Here is a 19947-nt window from a genome sequence, read left to right as displayed (position 1 = left end):
CAAAGAGAAACCGACATGAGCACTGCACTGGTCATCCTGGCCGCTGGCAAAGGCACGCGGATGCGCTCCGACCTGCCCAAGGTCCTGCACAAGGTGGCCCATGCGCCGCTGTTGATCCACGCGATGCGCTCGGGGGCAGAGCTTGAACCGGAGCGCACGGTGATTGTCACCGGCCATGGCGCAGAGGCGGTGGAAGCCGTGGCGCGCGACCATGACGAGGCTGCGATCTGTGTCGTGCAGGCCGAACAGCTTGGCACCGGGCATGCGGTGCAACATGCGCGTGATGCGCTGGCCGGGTTCACCGGCGATGTGATCGTGCTTTATGGCGACACGCCCTTTATCCGCCCGGAAACGCTTGCGAAAATGGCCGAGGCGCGGGCCTCGCATGATGTGGTCGTTCTCGGGTTCGAGGCCGCCGATCCGGGCAAATACGGGCGGTTGGTGATGCAGGGCGACGCGCTGCACAAGATCGTTGAATTCAAGGACGCCACCAAGGCGCAGCGCGCTATCACCCTGTGCAATTCCGGCGTTGTCGCGGCCAGCGCCGAGACGCTGTTTGCGCTCTTGGACAAGGTGGATAATGACAACGCGTCAGGCGAATATTACCTGACCGACATTGTCGGGCTGGCGCGGACAGACGGGCTTTCGGCCACCGCCGTGACCTGTGACGAAGCCGAGACCATGGGCGTGAATTCCCGCGCCGATCTGGCCGCCGCCGAAGCCGCGTTTCAGCGGGCCCGCCGTGCCGAGCTTCTGGACAGTGGCGTCACGCTCACGGCCCCCGAAACCGTTTTCCTGGCCTATGACACCCATATCGGCCCGGATACCGAGATCGAACCCAACGTGGTTTTCGGCCCCGGAGTGACCATCGAGAATGGCGCACAGATCCGCGCCTTTTCGCATCTGGAGGGCTGCCATGTGAGCCGGGGGGCCATCGTTGGCCCCTATGCGCGTCTGCGCCCGGGTGCGGAACTGTCTGAAGATGTACGCGTGGGCAATTTCGTCGAGATCAAGAACGCCACGCTGGAGGCGAGAGCCAAGGTCAATCACCTGAGCTATGTGGGCGATGCCTCGGTTGGCGAAGCGACGAACATCGGCGCGGGCACCATCACCTGCAATTATGACGGCGTATTCAAGCACCGCACCACCATTGGCGCGCGTGCCTTCATCGGCTCGAACACCATGCTGGTCGCGCCCGTCACCGTGGGCGATGAGGCCATGACCGCAAGCGGCACCGTGGTCACGCGCGACGTGCCCGAGGGCGCGTTGGCCATGGCGCGTGCCAACCAGACCAATCGTGAGGGCCTGGCGCGCAAAATGTTCGATATGCTAAAATCAAAAAAGGCCCGTAAGGCCAAGGAGCAGTCTTAATGTGCGGTATTGTTGGGTATCTCGGCCATAACGAGGCCGCTCCGATCCTTGTCGAGGCGCTGAAACGGCTGGAATATCGCGGCTATGACAGCGCCGGAATTGCGACGATCCATGACGGCCATCTGGGTCGCCGCCGCGCGGTGGGCAAGCTGGTCAATCTGAGCGACAAGCTGGTGCATGAACCGCTCGCGGGCAAATCCGGGATCGGCCATACCCGCTGGGCCACCCATGGCGCCCCAACCGAGACCAATGCCCACCCGCACCGTGCCGGCGACGTGGCGGTCGTGCATAACGGCATCATCGAGAATTTCCGCGAGCTGCGCGAAGAGCTGAGCGCTGCCGGGCTGACCTGTGAGACCGATACGGACACGGAAACCGTGGCGCTCCTGACCCGGCATTATCTGGATCAGGGCCTGCCCCCGGTCGAGGCCGCCTATGCCACGCTGGACCGGTTGGAAGGGGCCTTTGCGCTGGCCTTCCTGTTCGACGGCGAAGCAGACCTGCTGGTCGCCGCGCGCAAAGGCTCGCCGCTGGCCATCGGGCATGGCGAGGGGGAAATGTATGTGGGGTCCGACGCCATTGCGCTGTCGCCGCTCACCAACCGGATCACCTATCTGGACGAGGGCGACCGCGCGGTGATCACCCGCACATCGGTCGAGATCCGCGACAGCGACGGGAGGCTGGCCAATCGCCCGGTCAAGACCGTCGATCTGGGCAGCATGACGGCGGACAAGAGCGGCTACAAACACTACATGGCCAAAGAGATCGCCGAGCAGCCCGCGGTAATCCAGACCGCCATCAGCGCCTATGTCCCGGACCGGGGCGACCGGATCACCATGCCCGAGGGCCTGCCGGACTTCACCGGGATCGAGCGGCTGACCATGGTGGCCTGCGGCACGGCCTATTACGCCTGCCTGACCGCGAAATACTGGTTCGAACAGATCGCGCGCCTCCCTGTCGAGGTCGATATCGCATCGGAATTCCGCTACCGCGAACCGCCCGTTTCGCCACGCACAGCCGCGCTTTTCGTCAGCCAGTCCGGCGAAACCGCCGACACGCTGGCGGCCCTGCGCTACATGCGGGACAAGGCCGACAGCATCTTGTCCGTGGTTAATGTCCCCGAAAGCTCCATTGCCCGCGAAAGCGATGTGGCCCTGCCCATCCATGCCGGAGTTGAGATTGGCGTCGCCTCGACCAAGGCGTTTTCCTGTCAGTTGACGGTGCTCTTCCTGCTGGCGCTCAAGGCCGCCCATGATCGCGGCGCATTGAGTGATGAGGCGCTGGCCGATCACCTGTCGTCGCTGCGCGCCCTGCCGGGGCAGATCCAGGATGCGCTGACCCTGTCGGATGCGCTGCATGACATTTCAGTCGATCTGGCCGAGGCGCGCGATGTGCTTTTCCTGGGCCGGGGGCTGATGTATCCTCTCGCGCTTGAAGGCGCGTTGAAGCTAAAGGAAATCAGCTACATACACGCCGAAGCTTATGCGTCGGGAGAGCTGAAACACGGCCCGATTGCGCTGATCGACCCGGCGGTTCCGGTGGTGGTGATGGCGCCCTGCGACTCGCTCTATGACAAGACCGTTTCGAACATGCAGGAGGTCATGGCGCGCGGCGGACGCGTTGTGTTGATCACCGATGCCGCAGGCGAAAAGCAAAGCGGCGCAGAGGTCTGGCATTCGCTCGCCCTGCCCACCGTGCCCGAGGCCCTGACGCCAATGCTCTACGCCATTCCGGCGCAGCTTCTGGCCTATCACACGGCGGTCACCAAGGGCACGGATGTGGACCAACCGCGCAATCTCGCCAAGTCGGTCACGGTGGAATAATACCACTGGCGCCGCGCGGTCACCTTACCCAACGGTAATTGCCACGAATTTGCCGCAAATTTGACAGGTTTTCGCCACGCAGCATCCGTAGCCCGGGTCCAAACCGGTGTGATGGAGCTGCCCCATGTCCCACCGATCCGCGACACGCCAAAGGATCGCCTATTTCGAATCCCTGCGAGGTCTCGCTGCGATGGTGATCGTGATCTACCATCTGGGCGGGGATTCCTGGCTGATCGACAATAACCTTGTCAACAATGCCTGGATGATGCTGGATTTCTTCTTCATCCTCTCAGGCTGTGTAATCACCATGGCCTTTCAGGCGCAGGTGCGGACAGCGTTGGGCGTGGGGGATTTTCTCTATGGTCGGTTCCTGCGCGTCTACCCGCTGCATCTGGTCATGCTGGGGGTGTTCTTTGCACTCGAACTGGTGAAGCTGGCCGGCACCACATGGCTAGGGATCGCGGCCGATACGCCCGCTTTTGCCGAAAACAACGCCACCACGCTGCTACACAACCTCTTCTTTACCAATGTGCTGCTGGTCGAAAACCTGAGCTGGAACAAACCCGCATGGTCCATCGCAGCCGAGTTCTGGACCTACCTGATCTTTGCGCTTCTGGCCTTGATCTTCCGCCATCACCCCGCCCGTTTCCTGAGCATCTGCGGGCTGATCGCCTTTTCCGCTTTTGTCTTTCTCGCCAATCACGACATGAGCGCCTATCACGGTATGGCTCGCTGTCTCTGGGGGTTTTTCCTTGGCGTGTTGCTGGCGCATCTGGTTACCGCTGAACGCGTGCGCTGTTCGGCCCGGCTGGCCAATCTGGCAGTGATCCTGACGGCAGTGATCCTGACCAGCAAGGCCTGGCCCTTCATGGACGGGCGCGCGGTGTTCTTTACCTCGGTCTTCTTTTTCCTGCTGCTGGCGCTCTTTACGTCGCCAGATGACACCGCGTTCAAGCGCCTATTGGGCAACCGGTATCTTGTGCGTCTTGGCACGATCAGTTTTGGCATCTACATGATCCATTCGGCGGTCTGGTGGATCCTGTCGCAGGCCGCCCGCGTTGTGACCCGCCTGCAGCCCGAGTTGCTGCAATCGGGCGGATACGAGGACGCGCTGCAAAACCCGATGATAGCCAATGTGGTGCTGTTCATTGGCCTGCCCCTCACCATCGCGCTGGCGGAGTGGAGCTACCGGAAGCTGGAATACCCGATCTACCAGAAGCGCTGGACGCGGCCGCGATGGTTGCAACGGCTGGCGCGCGAGGATAGCAGCCTGTCATCGCAACCGTGACAGGCCCTTCATGACCCCGGACACCGCCCTTGAACAGATGCGCCGCCATATCGAGCCCGGCCGCGCCGAAAGCTCGGCAGCTTACCACAAGGCGCCGCGCAGCTATCTTGGCGTGCCGAACCCGGTGCTCAACGATCTGACCCGTGACTGGCGGCGCGACCTGAGCCTTGCAGAACGGGTGACACTGGCCGACAGGCTGTGGAAGACCGACATTCACGAGGCCCGGATCGCCGCCGCGAAACTTCTGACACAGGCGCGTCTGCGGCCCGATGATGCCGTCTGGACGTTGATCCAAAGCTGGGTGCCGGAGTTTGACGCCTGGGCGATTGCCGATCACGTCTGCATGGCCGGGCAACGGCGGCTCACCGCCGATCCGACACGCCTCGATACGGTGGAAAGCTGGACCACCGCGGATCACATGTGGACACGACGTGCCGCGCTGGTCATCACACTGCCATGGGCCAAGATCGCTCATCCCAAGCCCGAAGATCTCGCCCGGCGGGACCGTATCCTTGGCTGGGCCGCGGGCTATGTCGAGGATCGGGACTGGTTCATTCAGAAAGCCGTGGCCTGGTGGCTGCGCGACCTGTCGAAACATGATCCCGCGCGCAGCCACGCTTTTCTTGACCAATATGGCGCGCGGCTCAAACCCTTTGCCCCGCGCGAGGCGGGCAAGTACCTCAGTTTCTGAAGACCAGAAGCGTCGGCAATTCGGTCAGCGGGGCATCAATCAGACGCATGGCCGCCAATGAGATCCGGCTGCCGGCCGTCGCCTCGCCCGCGATCGGGATAAGGTCAACCTGCGCCGATTTCCCGCTCTCGGGATATTCCACCCGGCCCTTGGCGGGCGCATCCACAAGCGGTGTTTCCAGCCAGAAACCGGGGCGCGCGGGATCCCCAAGCGACGCAACCGTGCGCCCAAGGGCCACTTCGCCCGCCGGTTCGGGAACCGCGGCGGCGGCAGCCCGCTCTTCGGCGGTCGTTGTGTCGAACTCCTCGGCGCTTTTGGCCTCGGCGGGCGGGGTGCGCGCGTCTTCGCCCGGGCGAGACCGGGGGCGCATATCCTCTGGCCCGGGGGCGGCCGCATTTGGGCGATCCGCGCCCGAGAACATGTCGGGCACCGATCCACATCCGGTCAGAGCCGCTGTCGCAAGCACACAGGCGAAGAGAAGATTGACCTTTTTCATGTCCCGACCCTACGCCTTTGGTCGGTGCCGTCAATGTCACATTCCCCTTGCCCGGCAGGGTCCTGCCACCTAGGTTCTGCACCATGACACCGAAACTGATCGACCCGTTCGCCCGCCCGATCTCTTACCTTCGCGTCTCCGTCACGGACCGTTGCGATTTCCGCTGTGTCTATTGCATGGCGGAAAACATGACCTTCCTGCCCAAGAAAGAGCTTCTGACACTGGAAGAGCTGGATCGCATGTGCACCACCTTCATCGGGCTCGGGGTGGAAAAGCTGCGCATCACCGGCGGCGAACCGCTGGTGCGCCGGGACATCATGACATTCTTCCACGCCATGACCCGCCATCTCGACAGCGGCGCTTTGCAAGAACTGACGCTGACCACCAATGGCAGCCAGTTGGAACGCTTTGCCGACGATCTTTATGCCGCGGGCGTGCGCCGTGTGAACATTTCGCTCGACACGCTGGACGAAGAAAAATTCGCCCGCGTCACCCGCTGGGGCCGCCTGCCGCAGGTGCTGCGCGGCATCGATGCGGCGCAAAAGGCCGGGCTCCGGGTCAAGATCAACACTGTCGCGCTCAAGGGCTTCAACGAGGATGAGCTATTCACCCTCACAGACTGGTGCGCCTCGCGCGACATGGACCTGACCTTTATCGAGGTCATGCCGATGGGCGATCTGGGCAATGAGGACCGGGTCGGCCAATACTGGTCGCTCGAAGACCTGCGCGACCAGCTGCGCGAGCGTTTCACCCTGACCGACTTGCCGGAACGCACCGGCGGCCCGGCGCGTTACGTGCGGTTGGAAGAAACCGGCCAGAAACTCGGTTTCATCACGCCGCTGACGCATAATTTCTGCGAAAGCTGCAACCGCGTGCGGCTGACCTGCACCGGGGAGCTCTTCATGTGCCTCGGGCAAGAAGATAATGCCGACCTGCGCGCCGCGCTGCGCAATCATCCCGACAGCAACGCACCGCTCGAAGAGGCCATCCGCGCCGCTATCGCGCTGAAACCCAAGGGGCATGATTTCGACTATTCGCGCCAGCGCGCAGACGGGCAGGTCTCGCGCCATATGAGCCACACCGGCGGCTGACAGGGGAATTGCGTATTTGAAAAGAGAAGAAGACCTGTTTGCTTCTTCTCTTTGACAAATACGCACAGAGCAACCTGTACCGAAGGCGCAGCATCCGCCGCATCGCGTCGCCTCTCAATTTTCAGACTAAAAGCGCGCGGTAGCGCTCAATTGGATCAGGCCCATTCGGACCCGAGATCAAGCTCCGCCCGCGTGATCCAGTGATCGCGCAGCCAGTTGCAGGGCTTGGAATAGCGGATCAGCGAGCCGCGATAGCCTTCCAGCGCGTCGGTCATCTTGGGGCGGCCGTGAAAACACACGACACGCGCCTCGGGGGGGAGCTTCGGGCGCGAAATCCAGTTCTGTGGGAACGGGTTGCAGTCATATTTGAACGACACGACCCAGTCACCGGGGATATAGTCAAACACCCCGTTATCCATCGCCTTGTGCGAGGTATAGCGCTGCTCGGACCCGCGCGCCTTTTCTACCTCGGCGTAGGGGTTTGCCGCCAGATCCTCGTAGAGGAACCCGTGCAGCGCCGGGTCAAACCGAAACACCGAGCCATGCCCGGTGGGCCGTCCCTTGCGCTTTTCCGTCCAGTCATGGCGCATCGCAACCTTGCCCGGGCTCATCGCCCAGATCGGCTCCAGATCACCGGTGATCACCACGTCCAGATCAAAGCCCAGCACCGGCCCGTCCAGATCGGGCACCAGACCCGGGCGGAACAGCGACACCTTGCGCATCGCACCCTGACGGTTGGCCACCGCCAGTGCCTTGGCCATCGGTTCGGCAAAAGGCTCCACAGGCAGGTCCAGCACCTCGATATCGGCGTGCAGACCTTCGGAATGCTCTGTCATGCAGATGAACCGCACCGGGCGCGCCAGATTGCGCCGCACCCCGGAATAGAGCCGGTTCACATATTCGGGGCCGAAAAGCGTACCCCATTTGATGCACATGATATTGGCGCGCTGCATGGCCCCTCCGGATGTCGTGATGTGCCTTAGCAACGCTACTGGCAAATGACCAGCCACGGGCTTGATCCGATTGGCCCGCGTCGCTAGCGTCGTGTCATCCGTTTATCTGCGCAGGAGGGCATGATGGAGATTGTGACACCCCTGCGGGGCACCGCCTGAGCGCCGTGGCCCCGGTTCATTTCTGTTTGGCCCAAGGGTGGTTGCCCTACGGGTCGGCCAACGCATGAAAACGGGTATACTCCATTGACAAAATTCACACTTTCCGACCTCGGCTGGTCGGATCACTTCGCGTCGCAACTCGAAGCCCGCGACGCGACCCTTACCCCTGCGCGCATTGCCGAGGTGCATCGCGACAGGCTTTCGGTTCTGACCGAGGCAGGCGAGGTCAGCCTGCATCCCCGCGAAACCGCCGGTGCCTATGCGGTGGGCGATTGGGTGCTCAGCGACGGGCAAAGCGCGCTGCGGCGGCTTACCCCCACCACCGACGTGATCCGCCGCGCGGCGGGTCACGGGGTGGCGACACAACGGATTGCCGCCAATGTGGACACGATCGGCATCGTCACCTCCTGCAACGAAGATTTCAACATTGCGCGGCTGGAACGCTACCTTGCGCTGGTCTCGGCCTCGGGGGCGCTGCCGCAGGTGATCCTGACCAAGGCAGATATGTGCGACGACCCAAGTGACTATGTCAGCCGGGCCGAGCGCCTGTCGCCGCTGGTGAGCGCCATCGCGCTGAATGCCAAGGATCCCGAGGACGCGCAGCGCCTGGCCCCATGGTGCAGCAAGGCGCAAACGCTGGCTCTTTTGGGGTCGTCCGGCGTGGGCAAGACCACACTGCGCAACCATCTGACGGGTGAGACGGCGGCCACGCAGGGCATCCGCGCCGATGACGCCAAGGGCCGCCATACCACCACCTCGCGCGCATTGCGCCCGACGCTGACGGGCGGCTGGCTGATCGACACGCCGGGCATGCGCGAATTGCAATTGTCCGATGCGTCCGAAGGGATTGGCGCGGTGTTTGACGATATCGAGGAACTGGCCACCGAGTGCCGGTTCAATGATTGCGCCCATGACAAAGAGCCGGGCTGCGCGATCAAGGCGGCACTGGAGAGCGGCACGCTGGACGCGGAACGGCTGGCGCGCTGGCAAAAGCTTCGGCGTGAGGACAGCTTCAATTCCGAAACCATCGCGGAATCGCGCGCGCGGCACCGATCATTCAAGCGCATGGTGAACGAAGCCAAGCACGTGGCGCGCAAAAAACGCGATACCGAACGGTAAACGGCAAAGGGGCGGAGCGCTTGCACACGTTCCGCCCCCTGTCTTTCGCACCCGGTCCGTGCCGTCAGGCGGCGGGCATCCGGGTTTCGACGATCTCGGCCCACCAGCTACAGCCCGCCGGGATCGCCTCGTCATTGAAGTTGTATTCCGGGTGATGCACGGCGGCCGTATCGCCATTGCCCACGAGGATATAGGCCCCGGGCCGCTCTTCGAGCATATAAGCGAAATCCTCGCCGCCCATGACCAGCGGCGCCTCGTCACATCCGCCCGAAACCTTGCGCGCCACCTCGGCGGCAAAGTCGGTCTGGGCCGGGTGGTTCACCATGCAGGGGTAGCCACGGTGATATTTCACCTCAACCGTGCCGCCAAAGGTGGCTGCGATCCCATTGCAGATCTCGGTCATCCGCTTCTCGGCCAGATCGCGCATCTCGGGGCTCATGGTCCGCACAGTGCCTTTGAGATCAACACGTTGAGGGATGACGTTGAAGGCGTTGGAGGAGGTCTCAAACGAAGTGACAGACACCACCACCTGATCCACCGGGTCGGCGTTGCGGCTGGCGATGGTCTGCAGCGCCAGCACCGCCTGCGCCGCCATTACGGTGCTGTCGACCGTCTCCTGCGGTTTCGCTGCATGGCCGCCGCGCCCCTCGAATGTGATGTCAAACTGGTCCGTCGCGGCAAAAAAGGCGCCGGGGCGGATGGCAAAGCTGCCCACCGGTCTGCCGGGCCAATTGTGCATGCCGTACACTTCCTGAATGCCCCAGCGCTCCATCATGCCGTCGTCGCACATTTCCTTGCCGCCGCCGCCGCCCTCCTCGGCGGGTTGGAAGATCACCACCACGGTGCCGTCGAAATTGCGCGTCTCGGCCAGGTATTTGGCCGCGCCCAGAAGCATCGCGGTATGGCCGTCATGGCCGCAAGCATGCATCGCGCCGGGGGTTTTGGAGGCGTAATCCAGCCCGGTCGCTTCATGAATCGGCAGTGCGTCCATATCGGCGCGCAGGCCAATGACCTTGCCGCTGGCGCTGCTTTTGCCCTTGATCACACCAACGACACCGGTGCGCCCGATGCCGGTGACGATCTCGTCGCAGCCGAACTCTTTCAGCTTGTCCGCCACAAGCGCGGCGGTGCGGTGCGTCTCGAACAGGATCTCGGGATTTTCGTGCATGTCACGCCGCCAGGCGGTGATTTCATCCTGCAATTCTGCAAAGCGGTTCTTGACCGGCATGTCAGTCTCCTTTGAGTGTCGCCAGAAGGCGGCGCATGAAGTCCTCGCCCGCCTGAAACTGGCTGATTTCCAGATATTCGTCAGGCTGATGGGCCTGTGCAATGTCGCCGGGGCCGCAGACCACGGCGGAGTAACCCGCCTCTTGGAACTGCCCGGCCTCGGTGGCGTAGCTCACCACATGGGACGCATTGTCCCCGGTGAGACGGCGCACCAGAAGTTCGGCCTCGCCCTCGTGCTCCGGGGCCAGCGCGGGGACGGCAAAGCGTTCGGAGAGCGTGATCCTGGCTTCCGGTCGGACCGCCTGCATCGCTGCCTCGACCTCGGCCACGGCATCGAAGTAATCCTTGCGCCATGTCTCGGGATCATCACCGGGAACAAAGCGGAAATCCATCGGAAAGCGGCAATCCTTGGACGTGATATTATGCGCCGTCCCGCCCGAAATCATCCCCACATGTGCCGTGGTCCATGGCGGGTCGAACGCGGCGGCCAAGGGGCCGGGCGTGGCGGCCGCGCTCTCGGTGTTGCGCTGGTTGGCCCAGTCGATCAGCTTGGCCGCCTCCATGATCGCATTCACGCCGGTATGCATGATCGAGCTGTGCACCTCGAAGCCCTGCACATCGGTGTCGAACCCCTGCCCGCCCTTGTGGCCGGTGACGGCCTGAAAGCGCGACGGCTCGCCCACGATGACCGCGCTGGCCTTGGGGATCACGCCCTGCATGGCGGCAATCATCTTGGGCGCGCCGGTGCAGCCGACCTCTTCGTCGAAACTCAGCGCAAGCTGCAGGGGCCGTGTTATGGCCATGTGCTGCGCCTCGACCAGCGCCCAGATCGCCAGCGCGTCAAAGCCCTTCATGTCACAGGTGCCGCGCCCGTAAATCCGCCCGTCCCGTTCCGTCACGGTGAAGGGATCAGTGCTCCATTCCTGCCCATCCACCGGCACCACATCGGTATGACCGGACAGGACCAGACCGCCCTCTTCCTCCGGGCCGACATGGGCGAACAGCGCGGCTTTCTCCGGTTGATCGGGGTCGGGCCAGACATGCGGCGTGATGCCATGGGATTGCAGATACTCCGCCACCCACTCGATCAGCGGCAGGTTGGTGTCCCGGCTGACGGTCGGGAAGCTCACCAGTTTGTCGAGAAGCGCGCGGGGGGGCAGGCGCTCGGCCATCGGGGGTCCTTTCCTTTGAGCGGGGTTAATAACCGCTATCCGTGGTCAGAACATAGTGCCCTTTTTCCACTTCGGTATATTGCGATGGCTCCGGTTCATAGCCGATGGGATGAATGGGCGACGGGATCGGTTTGAAATTCAGGTCTTTCTCCGATTTCCGCTTGCGCGGATCGGCGATCGGCACCGCCTTGATCAGCGCCTGAGTATAGGGGTGCTGCGGGTTCTCGAACACCCGGGCGCGCGGCCCCAGCTCCACGATCCGGCCCAGATACATCACACCCACATCATGGCTGACCCGTTCCACAACGGCCATGTCATGGCTGATGAACAGGTAGGACAGGCCAAGGTCTTCCTGCAATTCCATCATCAGATTGAGCACCTGCGCCTGCACTGACACATCCAGCGCCGAGACCGCCTCATCCGCGACGATCAGTTTCGGGTTCAGCGCCAGCGCCCGCGCAATGGCGATCCTCTGGCGTTGCCCGCCCGACATCTCGTGCGGGAAGCGGCGCATGAAGCTGCGCGGCAGGTGCACCCGGTCGAACAGCATGGCGACCCGGTCCTGGATTTCAGAACCCGAGGCAATACCGTAATTCTTCATCGGCTCGGCCACCTGCTCCATCAGCTGCATCTGCGGATTGAGCGAGGCGAACGGGTCCTGAAAGATCATCTGCATGTCGCGCCGCGCCTCGCGCAGGCCCTTCTGGTCCAGCGCCATGATGTCGGTGCCCGCCAGATCGACAGAGCCGGACAAAGGCTCGACCAGACGCAGAATGGACCGGCCAGCGGTTGATTTCCCGCACCCCGATTCGCCCACAAGGCTGAGCGTGCGGCCCTTGTTGAGGCTGAAAGACAGGTCCTCGACCGCGTGCACATTGGCCACCGTCCTGCGGAACAACCCGCCCTTGACCGGGAAACGCGTGGTCAGGTTCGACACTTTGAGAAGCACCTCGTCGCTGCCGGGAATCGGCGCGATATGCTGGTTTTCCACCCCCATGAGCTTCATCGGCTCGGGCGCGGATTTGCCCCGCATCTCGCCCAGTTTCGGCACCGCAGCCAACAGCGACTTGGTGTAATCATGCTGAGGGTTTTCAAAGATTTCCTCGACAGTCCCCTCTTCGACCTTGTTGCCACGGAACATGACGACAACGCGGTCGGCCATCTGCGCCACCACGGCCATGTCATGGGTGATGAACATGACCGCCGTGCCGGTTTCGCGCTTGAGCCGGTCCATCAGCGCGAGGATTTCCGCCTGAATGGTGACGTCCAGCGCTGTCGTCGGCTCATCCGCGATGAGCAGCCGGGGCTCACAGGCCAGCGCCATGGCGATCACCACGCGCTGGCGCATCCCCCCCGAAAGCTCATGCGGGTATTGTTTCAGACGCCGCTCAGCCTCGGGAATGCGCACCTGTTTGAGAAGCTCCAGCGCGCGCGCTTCGGCCTGCTTTTGGGACATGCCCTTGTGCAGTTTGAGCCCCTCGGTCAATTGCCGCCCGACCGTGAAAACCGGGTTCAATGCGGTCATCGGCTCCTGAAAGATCATGCCGATCTCATTGCCGCGAATGGTGCGCATCAGGTCTTGGCGAATGTGCGCGAGGTCCACCTCGCCTCCGTCGCGCCGGTCAAACATCAGCCGCCCGCTGGCAATCTCGCCGCCCCCGAACTCGACCAGCCGCATCAGCGACAGCGACGACACCGATTTGCCGGAACCGGATTCGCCGACGATACAGACCGTTTCGCCGGGATTGACCTCGAACGAGACATCTTCGACGCCGACCACCGGGCCATCCTTGGTCTGAAATTCCACGCGCAGCCCTTCGATCCGGGCAATCGGCTGGTCCAGCATGTCTGTCGCTCCCCTGTCACTCAGGCTCCGACGCTAGTGCGCGCTTTGTGGTCATGTCAAACCCGACAGGCACTTTCCGTAACGAGAATGCTTGCAATTTTGGCTGGTTCTGTTTCGATGGCTGCATGCGCTGGGGGTGAGCATGGCATGGGAAGCATGCTGCCAATCCCTTGAGCACCATAAAAACGACCCGTGTCACCGCGGGCAAAAACCGCGGGACCACCCGGTCCAACATGGAGAGAGTAATGAAACTGAAATCCCTTCTACTGGGGGCGGCAGCCTCTTTTGCATTGGCCCCGGCGGCCATGGCCGAACGCGGCAGCGACGGCGAAGTGCGCATCATCTATTGGCAGGCGCCCTCTATCCTAAACCCGTTCCTATCCTCGGGCACCAAGGATATCGAGAGCGCGTCGATGATCATCGAGCCGCTGGCACGCTACAACGAGACCGGTGCGCTGGTGCCGTGGCTGGTCGATGAGGTCCCCACCGTCGAAAATGGCGGCGTGAGTGAAGACCTGACCTCGATCACATGGAAGATCACCCCCGGCATTACTTGGTCGGATGGCACGCCCTTTACCTCGGCGGATGTGAAATTCACCGCGGAATACTGCATGCACCCCGAAGGCGGCTGTGCACAGACCCCGAAATTCGAGAATGTTGAAAGCATCGACACGCCGGACGATCTGACCGTCGTCGTCAATTTCGACAAGCCGACCCCGTTCCCTTATGGTCCCTTTGTGGGCGGCGAAAGCCCGATCATCCAGCAAGCACAGTTTGCCGACTGTCTTGGTGCCAAGGCACCGGAATGCACCGAGGCCAACTTTGGCCCGATCGGTACCGGCCCCTTCGTGGTGACAGAGTTCCGTCCCAATGACGTGATCACCATGGAAGCCAACCCGAACTACCGCGACCCGAACAAACCGGCCTTTGCCAAGGTGCTGTTCAAGGGTGGCGGCGATGCAACCGCAGCGGGCCGCGCCGTGATGGAAACCGGCGAGTTCGACTATGCCTGGAACCTGCAGCTGGCGCCCGACGTCATCGCCAAGATGCAGGAAGGCGGCAAAGGCACGCCCGTCGCAGGCTTTGGCCCGCTGATGGAGCGCATCATGCTCAACCACACCAACCCCGATCCGGCACTGGGCTCGGATGAGCGCGCGGTGATCCGTCCGCATCCGTTCCTTCAGGATCCGGCGGTATACAAAGCCATGTCCATGGCCATTGACCGTCCGCTTCTGGTTGAAATCGGCTACGGTCAGGCGGGCAAGGTAACCTGTAACTGGGTTCCGGCCCCGGCGATCTACAATTCGGACAGCTTCGATTGTGGGACGCAGGACATCGCGGGTGCAAATGCCATGCTCGATGCCGCAGGCATTGTGGATACCGATGGTGATGGCATCCGTGAAAAGGACGGCGTGCCGCTTTCGATCCTGTACCAGACCTCGACCAACGCCGTGCGTCAGGACTTCCAGGCGCTGATCAAGCAGTGGTGGAGCGAGATCGGTATCGAAACCGAGCTGCGCAACATCAACGCGTCGGTCTTCTTTGGCGGTGACCCGGGGTCGCCCGACACGTTCCAGAAGTTCTATGCGGACGTGGAAATGTACGCCAACACTTTCAACGGCACCGACCCGCAGGCCTATCTCGGCAACGGGCTGTGTGACGAGGCCCCAACCCCGGACAGCCAGTGGCAGGGCCAGAACGTGAGCCGCTTCTGCATGGAAGAGTTCGACGCACTGCACCAGCAGTTGACACAGACCGCTGACATCAATGCGCGCGCAGAAATCGGCAAGCAACTCAATGACATGGCGATTGAAAACGGCATGATGATCCCGCTGGTCCACCGTGGTCGTCTGTCGGCCCATGCCAACAGCCTTGGCGGCGTTGTGCTCAATGTCTGGGACAGCGAGCTGTGGAACGTGGCCGACTGGCACCGGATCGACGAATAAGATCCGAACAGGACCAGGCATGGCGGGGCCATCCCGCCATGCCACCCCATACATGCCACAATCACAACGGAGCGCGTCCCGCCGATGACGCTCCCCTGAAGACGGGCAGACCCGGACATGCTCACATTCACGATCCGCAGACTGATCCTGTCGGTTCCAACGCTTCTTTTCATTTCGCTGGTCATCTTCCTGCTGCTGGAGCTGGCCCCGGGCGACCCGATGGCGCAGGTGCCGCTGACCGTGCCGCCGGAGGTCAAGGAAAAGATGCGCGAGGCGCTGGGTCTTGGCGAGCCGATGCATATCCGTTTCTGGAAATGGCTGGTGCAGTTCTTCTGGATCGAGCCGCAGGTGCTGATCGACTACATGTTCGGCACCACATTCTCCGAAGGCGATCTGCGCGTGATCTCCTGGCAGACCCGTTCGCCGGTGATGGATATCGTCATCCAGCGTATCCCCCAGACGCTCTGGGTTGTGGGTACGGCCTATGTGGTGGCGATCATCATCGCCATGCCCATCGGCATCTATTCCGCCTATCGCCAATATAGCTGGTTCGATCAGGCAGGGACCTTTGTGTCCATGGTGGGCTTTTCCATCCCGCCCTTCTTTTCCGGCGTTCTGGTGATCGTGATCTTCTCGGTCCAGCTTGGCTGGTTCCCGTCGATCTATGACACCACACACGAGGTCACGGACTGGGCCAGCTTCAAGGTTCAGCTGCAACAGATGATCATGCCGGTCATGGTGCTGGCCTTGCAGATCACCGCCCAGCTCAGCCGCTTCATGCGCGCCTCGATGCTGGACAATCTCAATCAGGACTATGTGCGCACCGCCCGCGCCAAGGGGCTGGGCGAACGCACCGTGGTGCTGACCCATGTGCTGCGCAACTCGATGATCCCGGTTGTCACGGTGATCGCACTGGGTGTGCCGTCGATCTTTGGCGGTGCCATCATCACCGAACAGGTGTTCAAGGTGAACGGCATCGGCCAGCTGCTGATTGGCTCGATCGAGGCCAATGACCTGCCGATGGTGCAGACGCTGACCTTTGTCTTTGCCGTGCTGATCGTGATGTTCAACCTGATCGCCGATGTGCTCTACGGCATTCTTGACCCGAGGATCCGCTATGACTGATCTCTCCAATTCCGAGCCGCAAACCGCCCCGCGCAGCCAATGGCGCGATGTCTGGATCCAGTTCCGCTCCCACCATGGCGCGATGTTCGGGGCGATTGTGCTGCTCTTGATCGTGCTGGGTGTCTATGTGGGTCCGTGGATCTGGCATGTGGATCCGCAATTCCTGCCGCAAGGGCGGGACTTCATCAATCTGCGCGACACGCGGCCCATTTACGTGGCGCTGTGGGAGCCGGACGCCAAGGTGAACTGGGCGCACCCCTTGGGCACCGACAACCTTGGCCGTGATACGCTGGCGCGGCTGCTCTTTGGCGGGCAGGTGTCGATTGCCGTGGGGCTGACCGCGATGCTGCTGTCGCTGTTCCTTGGCACGCTGGTGGGCGTTCTGGCGGGGTATTTCCGCAAGGCGGACGGACCGCTGATGCGGCTGACCGACCTGTTCCTTGCCCTGCCCCTTCTGCCCTTGATCCTCGTCGCGTCGCTCTTGTTCCGCGATCCGCTGGCGGCCGTGTTCGGAGCCGAGGGCGGGGTCTTTATCCTCATCGTGGCCCTGATCGGGATCACCTCGTGGATGCAGACTGCACGCATCGTGCGCGGTGATGTGCTGGCGCTGAAAGAACGGGAGTTTGTTTTGGCCGCGCGATCCATCGGCACCACGAACACCAAGCTGATCACCCGCCACATGCTGCCCAATATCCTGTCGCCGATCCTTGTGTCCGCAACGCTGGGTATCGCGACGGCGATCATCACGGAATCTGCGCTGTCCTTCCTTGGCTTCGGCTTCCCGCCGGATTTCCCCACCTGGGGTCGCCTGCTGAACGATGGGGTGGACCGGCTGGTGAGCTATCCGGAACGTTCGATCTGGCCGGGAATCATGATCTCGCTCACGGTGCTGTCGGTGAACTACCTTGGCGACGGGCTGCGCGATGCGCTTGACCCGCGTATTCGCGGGCGCTGACGGCGCGCGCGGCAAAATAAGATCGGCCATTCCAAGCGGCCCTCACGCGGCGAACCCGGTGAGGGCCGCTTTTGCGTTTTCGGAACGCTTGTTCTTCTGATTTCCCAAAGCGGGAGTTTTTGTCCCAGGCAACCTCTAATAAGGCCAGGGTTTCAAACTTGAAACCGGAACAATCTGACTACATCAGATGGCAACCTCAAACCCGGAGACTGCCCCCATGTTCGAACAATTCGGTTTCGAAGACACCACCGCGAGACAGGCCAGTGTGATCCTTGCCCTTCTGCTGGGCCTGGGTTTTGGCTTTCTTGCGGAGCGCACGAAATTCTGTTTCCGCCGCGCCATCGTGGGCGAAGACCGCAAGTCGGCGGCGGGTGTCTGGTTCATGGCGCTGGCCGTGGCGCTGATCGGGACGCAAGCCGCAGTATCACTTGGGTATATCAGTTTTGACGCGCACCGCTTCATGACAGAAAGCCTGCCTGTGCTGGCCATCGTTCTGGGCGGTCTGGCCTTTGGTGCCGGCATGGTGCTGACGCGGGGCTGTGTCTCGCGGCTGAGCGTGCTGGGGGCGTCGGGCAATCTGCGTGCGCTGACCGTTCTCATGGTCTTTGCCGTGGTGGCCCATGCCACGCTCAAGGGGGTGCTTGCCCCGCTGCGCACGGCCCTTGCGGATGTGACCGTGTCCTTGGGTGAGACCACCTCGCTGGCCGCCCTGCCCGGCGGTGCGCTGGTCTGGACCGGGCTTCTGGCTGCTGCGGCTCTGGCGTTTGCGCTGCGCTCCGGCAACCGGGTTACGACGCTGGTCATGGCCGCGCTGATCGGGCTCTTGGTGCCGGCCGCATGGGTTGGCACCGGTTTCGTGCTCTATGACGATTTCGATCCCATCGCGCTGGAAAGCCTGTCCTTCACTGCACCGATGACAGAGACGCTGTTCTGGACCGTGGCCAGCACCGCGATCGAGCCGGGCTTTGGCGTCGGACTGCTGGGCGGTGTCTTTGCCGGTGCACTCATTGCCGCGCTGCTATTCGGCAGTTTCCGGTGGCAGAGCTTTTCCTCCCCGCGCGAGACCGGTCGCTACATCTCGGGTGCCGCGCTGATGGGTGTGGGCGGTGTCCTGGCCGGTGGCTGCACCGTGGGCGCGGGTCTGGCCGGCGTGCCGACGCTCTCCATCGCCGCGATCCTTGCGCTCGCGTCCATCGCCGTGGGCGCGCTGGTGATGAACGCCCTGCTCAGTGGTCAGCGCCAAGGCGCCTCTTCATCCGACGCAGGCCAAACCACACCAGCAGTACTACCGGCAGAGTAAGCCCGGCCAGTACCCATTCCTTGCTCAGCCCCATGGCCTTTCCGAACGGATAGGCCATGTAGCCTGCCAACGACACGGCGTAATAGCTGATCGCCACAACGGACAGCCCCTCGACCGTCTCTTGTAGGCGCAGCTGCAACTCCGCGCGCTTGTTCATCGCCTCAAGCAGCCCCTGGTTCTGCGCCGAACGCTCCACCTCGACCCGCGTGCGCAACAGTTCGCCCGCCCGCATCGCCCGGTTTGACAGGGTCGCCAGACGCGCCTCGGTCGATTTCACCGTGCGCATGGCGGGGTCATAGCGACGGATCATGAACTCATGCAGCGATTGCCGCCCGTTGAAATGGCTTTCGCGCAGCATCTCGATCCGTTGCAACACAATCGCCTCATAGGCGGCAGTTGCGCCGAACCGGAACGAAGCTTCTGCGGAGAGCGCCTCCAGCTCGGCCGAAATCGCCAGCAGCGCCTCAAGCGTTTCCTCGGCTGGGCGGCTGTCATCGCCCATCTGGGCCACAAGCGCGCTGACCCGCGTGTCCAACGGCCCCAGCTCTGCTCCCAGATCGCGCGCCCGGGCAAAGCCCAACATCGACAGGGTCTTGTAGAGCTCGATCTCGCAGATCCGTTGCAGGACCCGCCCGATGCGGCTTGGACCTGTGGCCTCGGTCGGGTAGAGCACGAAGCGGGTGTGACCCGCCGGATCAATGCGAAAATCGCCCCCGACGATCGCCGCCTCTTCGAGTACGTGAGATACGGCGAGGCTTTCGGGGACAAACCATTCGCTGAGCTGGGCGCGCAGCGTGTCGGGATCCGGTTGCGGCTCGATCCGGATCAGGGCGGAACTGAGCCGCTGCCCCGGCGCCTTGGCCAGCCAGTCCTTGGGAAAGACCGAGAAATCGCCGGGATCGAACGGGCGTTCGCCCGGGCCATCCATGAGCACCGTATAGGTCACCACCTCGGTATGGCTTTCCCATTTCAGCCCATGCTTACCGACCTGGCCCGAATAATGCGTCGCCCCGGGCTGCGGATGCGGCGCGCCGTAGCGGTCCAGCAGGTCGATCAGATGCGCCAGATCCGCGTCCCTGTCCCGTGCAACTGCGTTTTCCGGTTTCTTCACAACCAGATAAACCGCCCTGCCCGGTGCCTTGGCACGCGGAAAGGGGCGCGCATGAAGCTCGTTGGTAAGCCGGTAGCGAAGGGCGTGATCCGTGATTTGGGACATCGGGAAACCTATGGGACGTGGTGTGGCGCAACCTACTGTGATTTTCGGCCAAGCGAAACAGTAAAATTCATGTTTTTCAATAAGTTAGATGAATGCAACGGTATACAACGCTGCCAAATACCCGGTTTGAAACGAAAAACCCCTCCCCGGATCGCTCCGGAGAGGGGCT

The 19947-nt window shown here is 62.6% G+C and carries 16 protein-coding genes; 10 read left to right on the top strand and 6 right to left on the bottom strand.

Annotated elements, in window-relative coordinates:
- The first annotated feature begins 15 nt into the window (after nucleotides 1–15).
- The 4 genes from glmU (at nucleotide 16) to PGB28_RS09535 (ending at nucleotide 5173) form a co-directional block, all read left to right on the top strand.
- Nucleotides 16–1371, top strand: coding sequence for a bifunctional UDP-N-acetylglucosamine diphosphorylase/glucosamine-1-phosphate N-acetyltransferase GlmU (gene glmU, locus PGB28_RS09550; RefSeq protein WP_271421286.1), 1356 nt, complete (start codon nucleotides 16–18; stop codon nucleotides 1369–1371).
- Entirely contained in the window at nucleotides 1371–3194 is a 1824-nt protein-coding gene (glmS, locus tag PGB28_RS09545) for a glutamine--fructose-6-phosphate transaminase (isomerizing) (protein WP_271421285.1), read from the top strand. The genes glmU and glmS overlap by 1 nt, the downstream gene beginning before the upstream one ends.
- A gap of 124 nt (nucleotides 3195–3318) precedes the next feature.
- Nucleotides 3319–4482, top strand: coding sequence for an acyltransferase family protein (locus tag PGB28_RS09540; protein ID WP_271421284.1), 1164 nt, complete (start codon nucleotides 3319–3321; stop codon nucleotides 4480–4482).
- 10 nt (nucleotides 4483–4492) lie between these two features.
- Nucleotides 4493–5173, top strand: a complete 681-nt coding sequence (locus tag PGB28_RS09535; RefSeq protein ID WP_271421283.1) for a DNA alkylation repair protein — start codon at nucleotides 4493–4495, stop codon at nucleotides 5171–5173.
- Here PGB28_RS09535 and PGB28_RS09530 read toward each other — a convergent pair.
- Nucleotides 5163–5669 (bottom strand): hypothetical protein, encoded by a 507-nt coding sequence (locus tag PGB28_RS09530; protein WP_271421282.1) that lies wholly within the window; start codon nucleotides 5667–5669, stop codon nucleotides 5163–5165. The genes PGB28_RS09535 and PGB28_RS09530 overlap by 11 nt on opposite strands.
- An 83-nt stretch (nucleotides 5670–5752) precedes the next feature.
- Here PGB28_RS09530 and moaA point away from each other — a divergent pair, with 83 nt between their 5' ends.
- A complete protein-coding gene (moaA, locus tag PGB28_RS09525; RefSeq protein WP_271421281.1) occupies nucleotides 5753–6760 on the top strand; it encodes a GTP 3',8-cyclase MoaA in 1008 nt (335 codons plus the stop codon).
- Nucleotides 6761–6915: 155 nt separating this feature from the next.
- On the opposite strand, the gene PGB28_RS09520 is transcribed toward moaA, so the two are convergent.
- The gene (locus tag PGB28_RS09520) at nucleotides 6916–7713 is read right to left on the bottom strand and encodes a glycosyl transferase (protein WP_271421280.1); all 798 of its coding nucleotides are present in this window, start codon (nucleotides 7711–7713) and stop codon (nucleotides 6916–6918) included.
- A gap of 243 nt (nucleotides 7714–7956) precedes the next feature.
- Between PGB28_RS09520 and rsgA the strand changes: the two genes are divergently transcribed.
- Nucleotides 7957–8991: a ribosome small subunit-dependent GTPase A gene (gene rsgA, locus PGB28_RS09515; RefSeq protein ID WP_271421279.1), complete on the top strand. Its 1035-nt coding sequence runs from the start codon at nucleotides 7957–7959 to the stop codon at nucleotides 8989–8991.
- Nucleotides 8992–9055: 64 nt separating this feature from the next.
- Here the strand turns inward: rsgA and PGB28_RS09510 are convergent, their stop codons facing one another.
- From PGB28_RS09510 to PGB28_RS09500, 3 genes are read right to left on the bottom strand one after another with little or no spacing between them, the layout of a single operon-like run.
- Entirely contained in the window at nucleotides 9056–10219 is a 1164-nt protein-coding gene (locus tag PGB28_RS09510) for a M20 aminoacylase family protein (RefSeq protein ID WP_271421278.1), read from the bottom strand.
- A 1-nt stretch (nucleotide 10220) separates the two neighbouring features.
- Nucleotides 10221–11390: an acetylornithine deacetylase gene (gene argE, locus PGB28_RS09505; protein WP_271421277.1), complete on the bottom strand. Its 1170-nt coding sequence runs from the start codon at nucleotides 11388–11390 to the stop codon at nucleotides 10221–10223.
- A gap of 25 nt (nucleotides 11391–11415) precedes the next feature.
- Entirely contained in the window at nucleotides 11416–13236 is a 1821-nt protein-coding gene (locus PGB28_RS09500; protein WP_271421276.1) for an ABC transporter ATP-binding protein, read from the bottom strand.
- 245 nt (nucleotides 13237–13481) lie between these two features.
- On the opposite strand from PGB28_RS09500, the gene PGB28_RS09495 reads away from it, so the two are divergent.
- The 4 genes from PGB28_RS09495 (at nucleotide 13482) to PGB28_RS09480 (ending at nucleotide 18562) form a co-directional block, all read left to right on the top strand.
- Nucleotides 13482–15182 carry a peptide ABC transporter substrate-binding protein gene (locus PGB28_RS09495; protein WP_271421275.1) on the top strand — a complete coding sequence of 567 codons (1701 nt, stop codon included), beginning with the start codon at nucleotides 13482–13484 and terminating at the stop codon, nucleotides 15180–15182.
- 117 nt (nucleotides 15183–15299) lie between these two features.
- Nucleotides 15300–16307: an ABC transporter permease gene (locus PGB28_RS09490; protein WP_271421274.1), complete on the top strand. Its 1008-nt coding sequence runs from the start codon at nucleotides 15300–15302 to the stop codon at nucleotides 16305–16307.
- A complete protein-coding gene (locus tag PGB28_RS09485) occupies nucleotides 16300–17262 on the top strand; it encodes an ABC transporter permease (protein WP_271421273.1) in 963 nt (320 codons plus the stop codon). The genes PGB28_RS09490 and PGB28_RS09485 overlap by 8 nt, the downstream gene beginning before the upstream one ends.
- A 217-nt stretch (nucleotides 17263–17479) precedes the next feature.
- On the top strand, nucleotides 17480–18562 hold the full coding sequence (locus PGB28_RS09480) for a YeeE/YedE family protein (protein ID WP_271421272.1): 1083 nt from the start codon (nucleotides 17480–17482) through the stop codon (nucleotides 18560–18562).
- On the opposite strand, the gene PGB28_RS09475 is transcribed toward PGB28_RS09480, so the two are convergent.
- Nucleotides 18489–19778 (bottom strand): DUF3422 family protein, encoded by a 1290-nt coding sequence (locus PGB28_RS09475; RefSeq protein ID WP_271421271.1) that lies wholly within the window; start codon nucleotides 19776–19778, stop codon nucleotides 18489–18491. The two genes, PGB28_RS09480 and PGB28_RS09475, sit on opposite strands and share 74 nt — an antisense overlap.
- Nucleotides 19779–19947: the final 169 nt, after the last annotated feature.

The sequence above is a fragment of the Primorskyibacter aestuariivivens genome, from assembly GCF_028023675.1.
GTDB classification, from domain to species: Bacteria; Pseudomonadota; Alphaproteobacteria; order Rhodobacterales; family Rhodobacteraceae; genus Marinovum; species Marinovum aestuariivivens.
This window is presented reverse-complemented; position numbering and strand designations above follow the sequence as displayed.

Bases quoted from the DNA above. Each gene is read 5' to 3' on its own strand.
- glmU (WP_271421286.1), top strand. From the start codon at position 16: ATGAGCACTGCACTGGTCATCCTGGCCGCTGGCAAAGGCACGCGGATG.
- glmS (WP_271421285.1), top strand. From the start codon at position 1,371: ATGTGCGGTATTGTTGGGTATCTCGGCCATAACGAGGCCGCTCCGATC.
- PGB28_RS09540 (WP_271421284.1), top strand. From the start codon at position 3,319: ATGTCCCACCGATCCGCGACACGCCAAAGGATCGCCTATTTCGAATCC.
- PGB28_RS09535 (WP_271421283.1), top strand. From the start codon at position 4,493: ATGACCCCGGACACCGCCCTTGAACAGATGCGCCGCCATATCGAGCCC.
- PGB28_RS09530 (WP_271421282.1), bottom strand. From the start codon at position 5,669: ATGAAAAAGGTCAATCTTCTCTTCGCCTGTGTGCTTGCGACAGCGGCT.
- moaA (WP_271421281.1), top strand. From the start codon at position 5,753: ATGACACCGAAACTGATCGACCCGTTCGCCCGCCCGATCTCTTACCTT.
- PGB28_RS09520 (WP_271421280.1), bottom strand. From the start codon at position 7,713: ATGCAGCGCGCCAATATCATGTGCATCAAATGGGGTACGCTTTTCGGC.
- PGB28_RS09510 (WP_271421278.1), bottom strand. From the start codon at position 10,219: ATGCCGGTCAAGAACCGCTTTGCAGAATTGCAGGATGAAATCACCGCC.
- argE (WP_271421277.1), bottom strand. From the start codon at position 11,390: ATGGCCGAGCGCCTGCCCCCCCGCGCGCTTCTCGACAAACTGGTGAGC.
- PGB28_RS09500 (WP_271421276.1), bottom strand. From the start codon at position 13,236: ATGCTGGACCAGCCGATTGCCCGGATCGAAGGGCTGCGCGTGGAATTT.
- PGB28_RS09495 (WP_271421275.1), top strand. From the start codon at position 13,482: ATGAAACTGAAATCCCTTCTACTGGGGGCGGCAGCCTCTTTTGCATTG.
- PGB28_RS09490 (WP_271421274.1), top strand. From the start codon at position 15,300: ATGCTCACATTCACGATCCGCAGACTGATCCTGTCGGTTCCAACGCTT.
- PGB28_RS09485 (WP_271421273.1), top strand. From the start codon at position 16,300: ATGACTGATCTCTCCAATTCCGAGCCGCAAACCGCCCCGCGCAGCCAA.
- PGB28_RS09480 (WP_271421272.1), top strand. From the start codon at position 17,480: ATGTTCGAACAATTCGGTTTCGAAGACACCACCGCGAGACAGGCCAGT.
- PGB28_RS09475 (WP_271421271.1), bottom strand. From the start codon at position 19,778: ATGTCCCAAATCACGGATCACGCCCTTCGCTACCGGCTTACCAACGAG.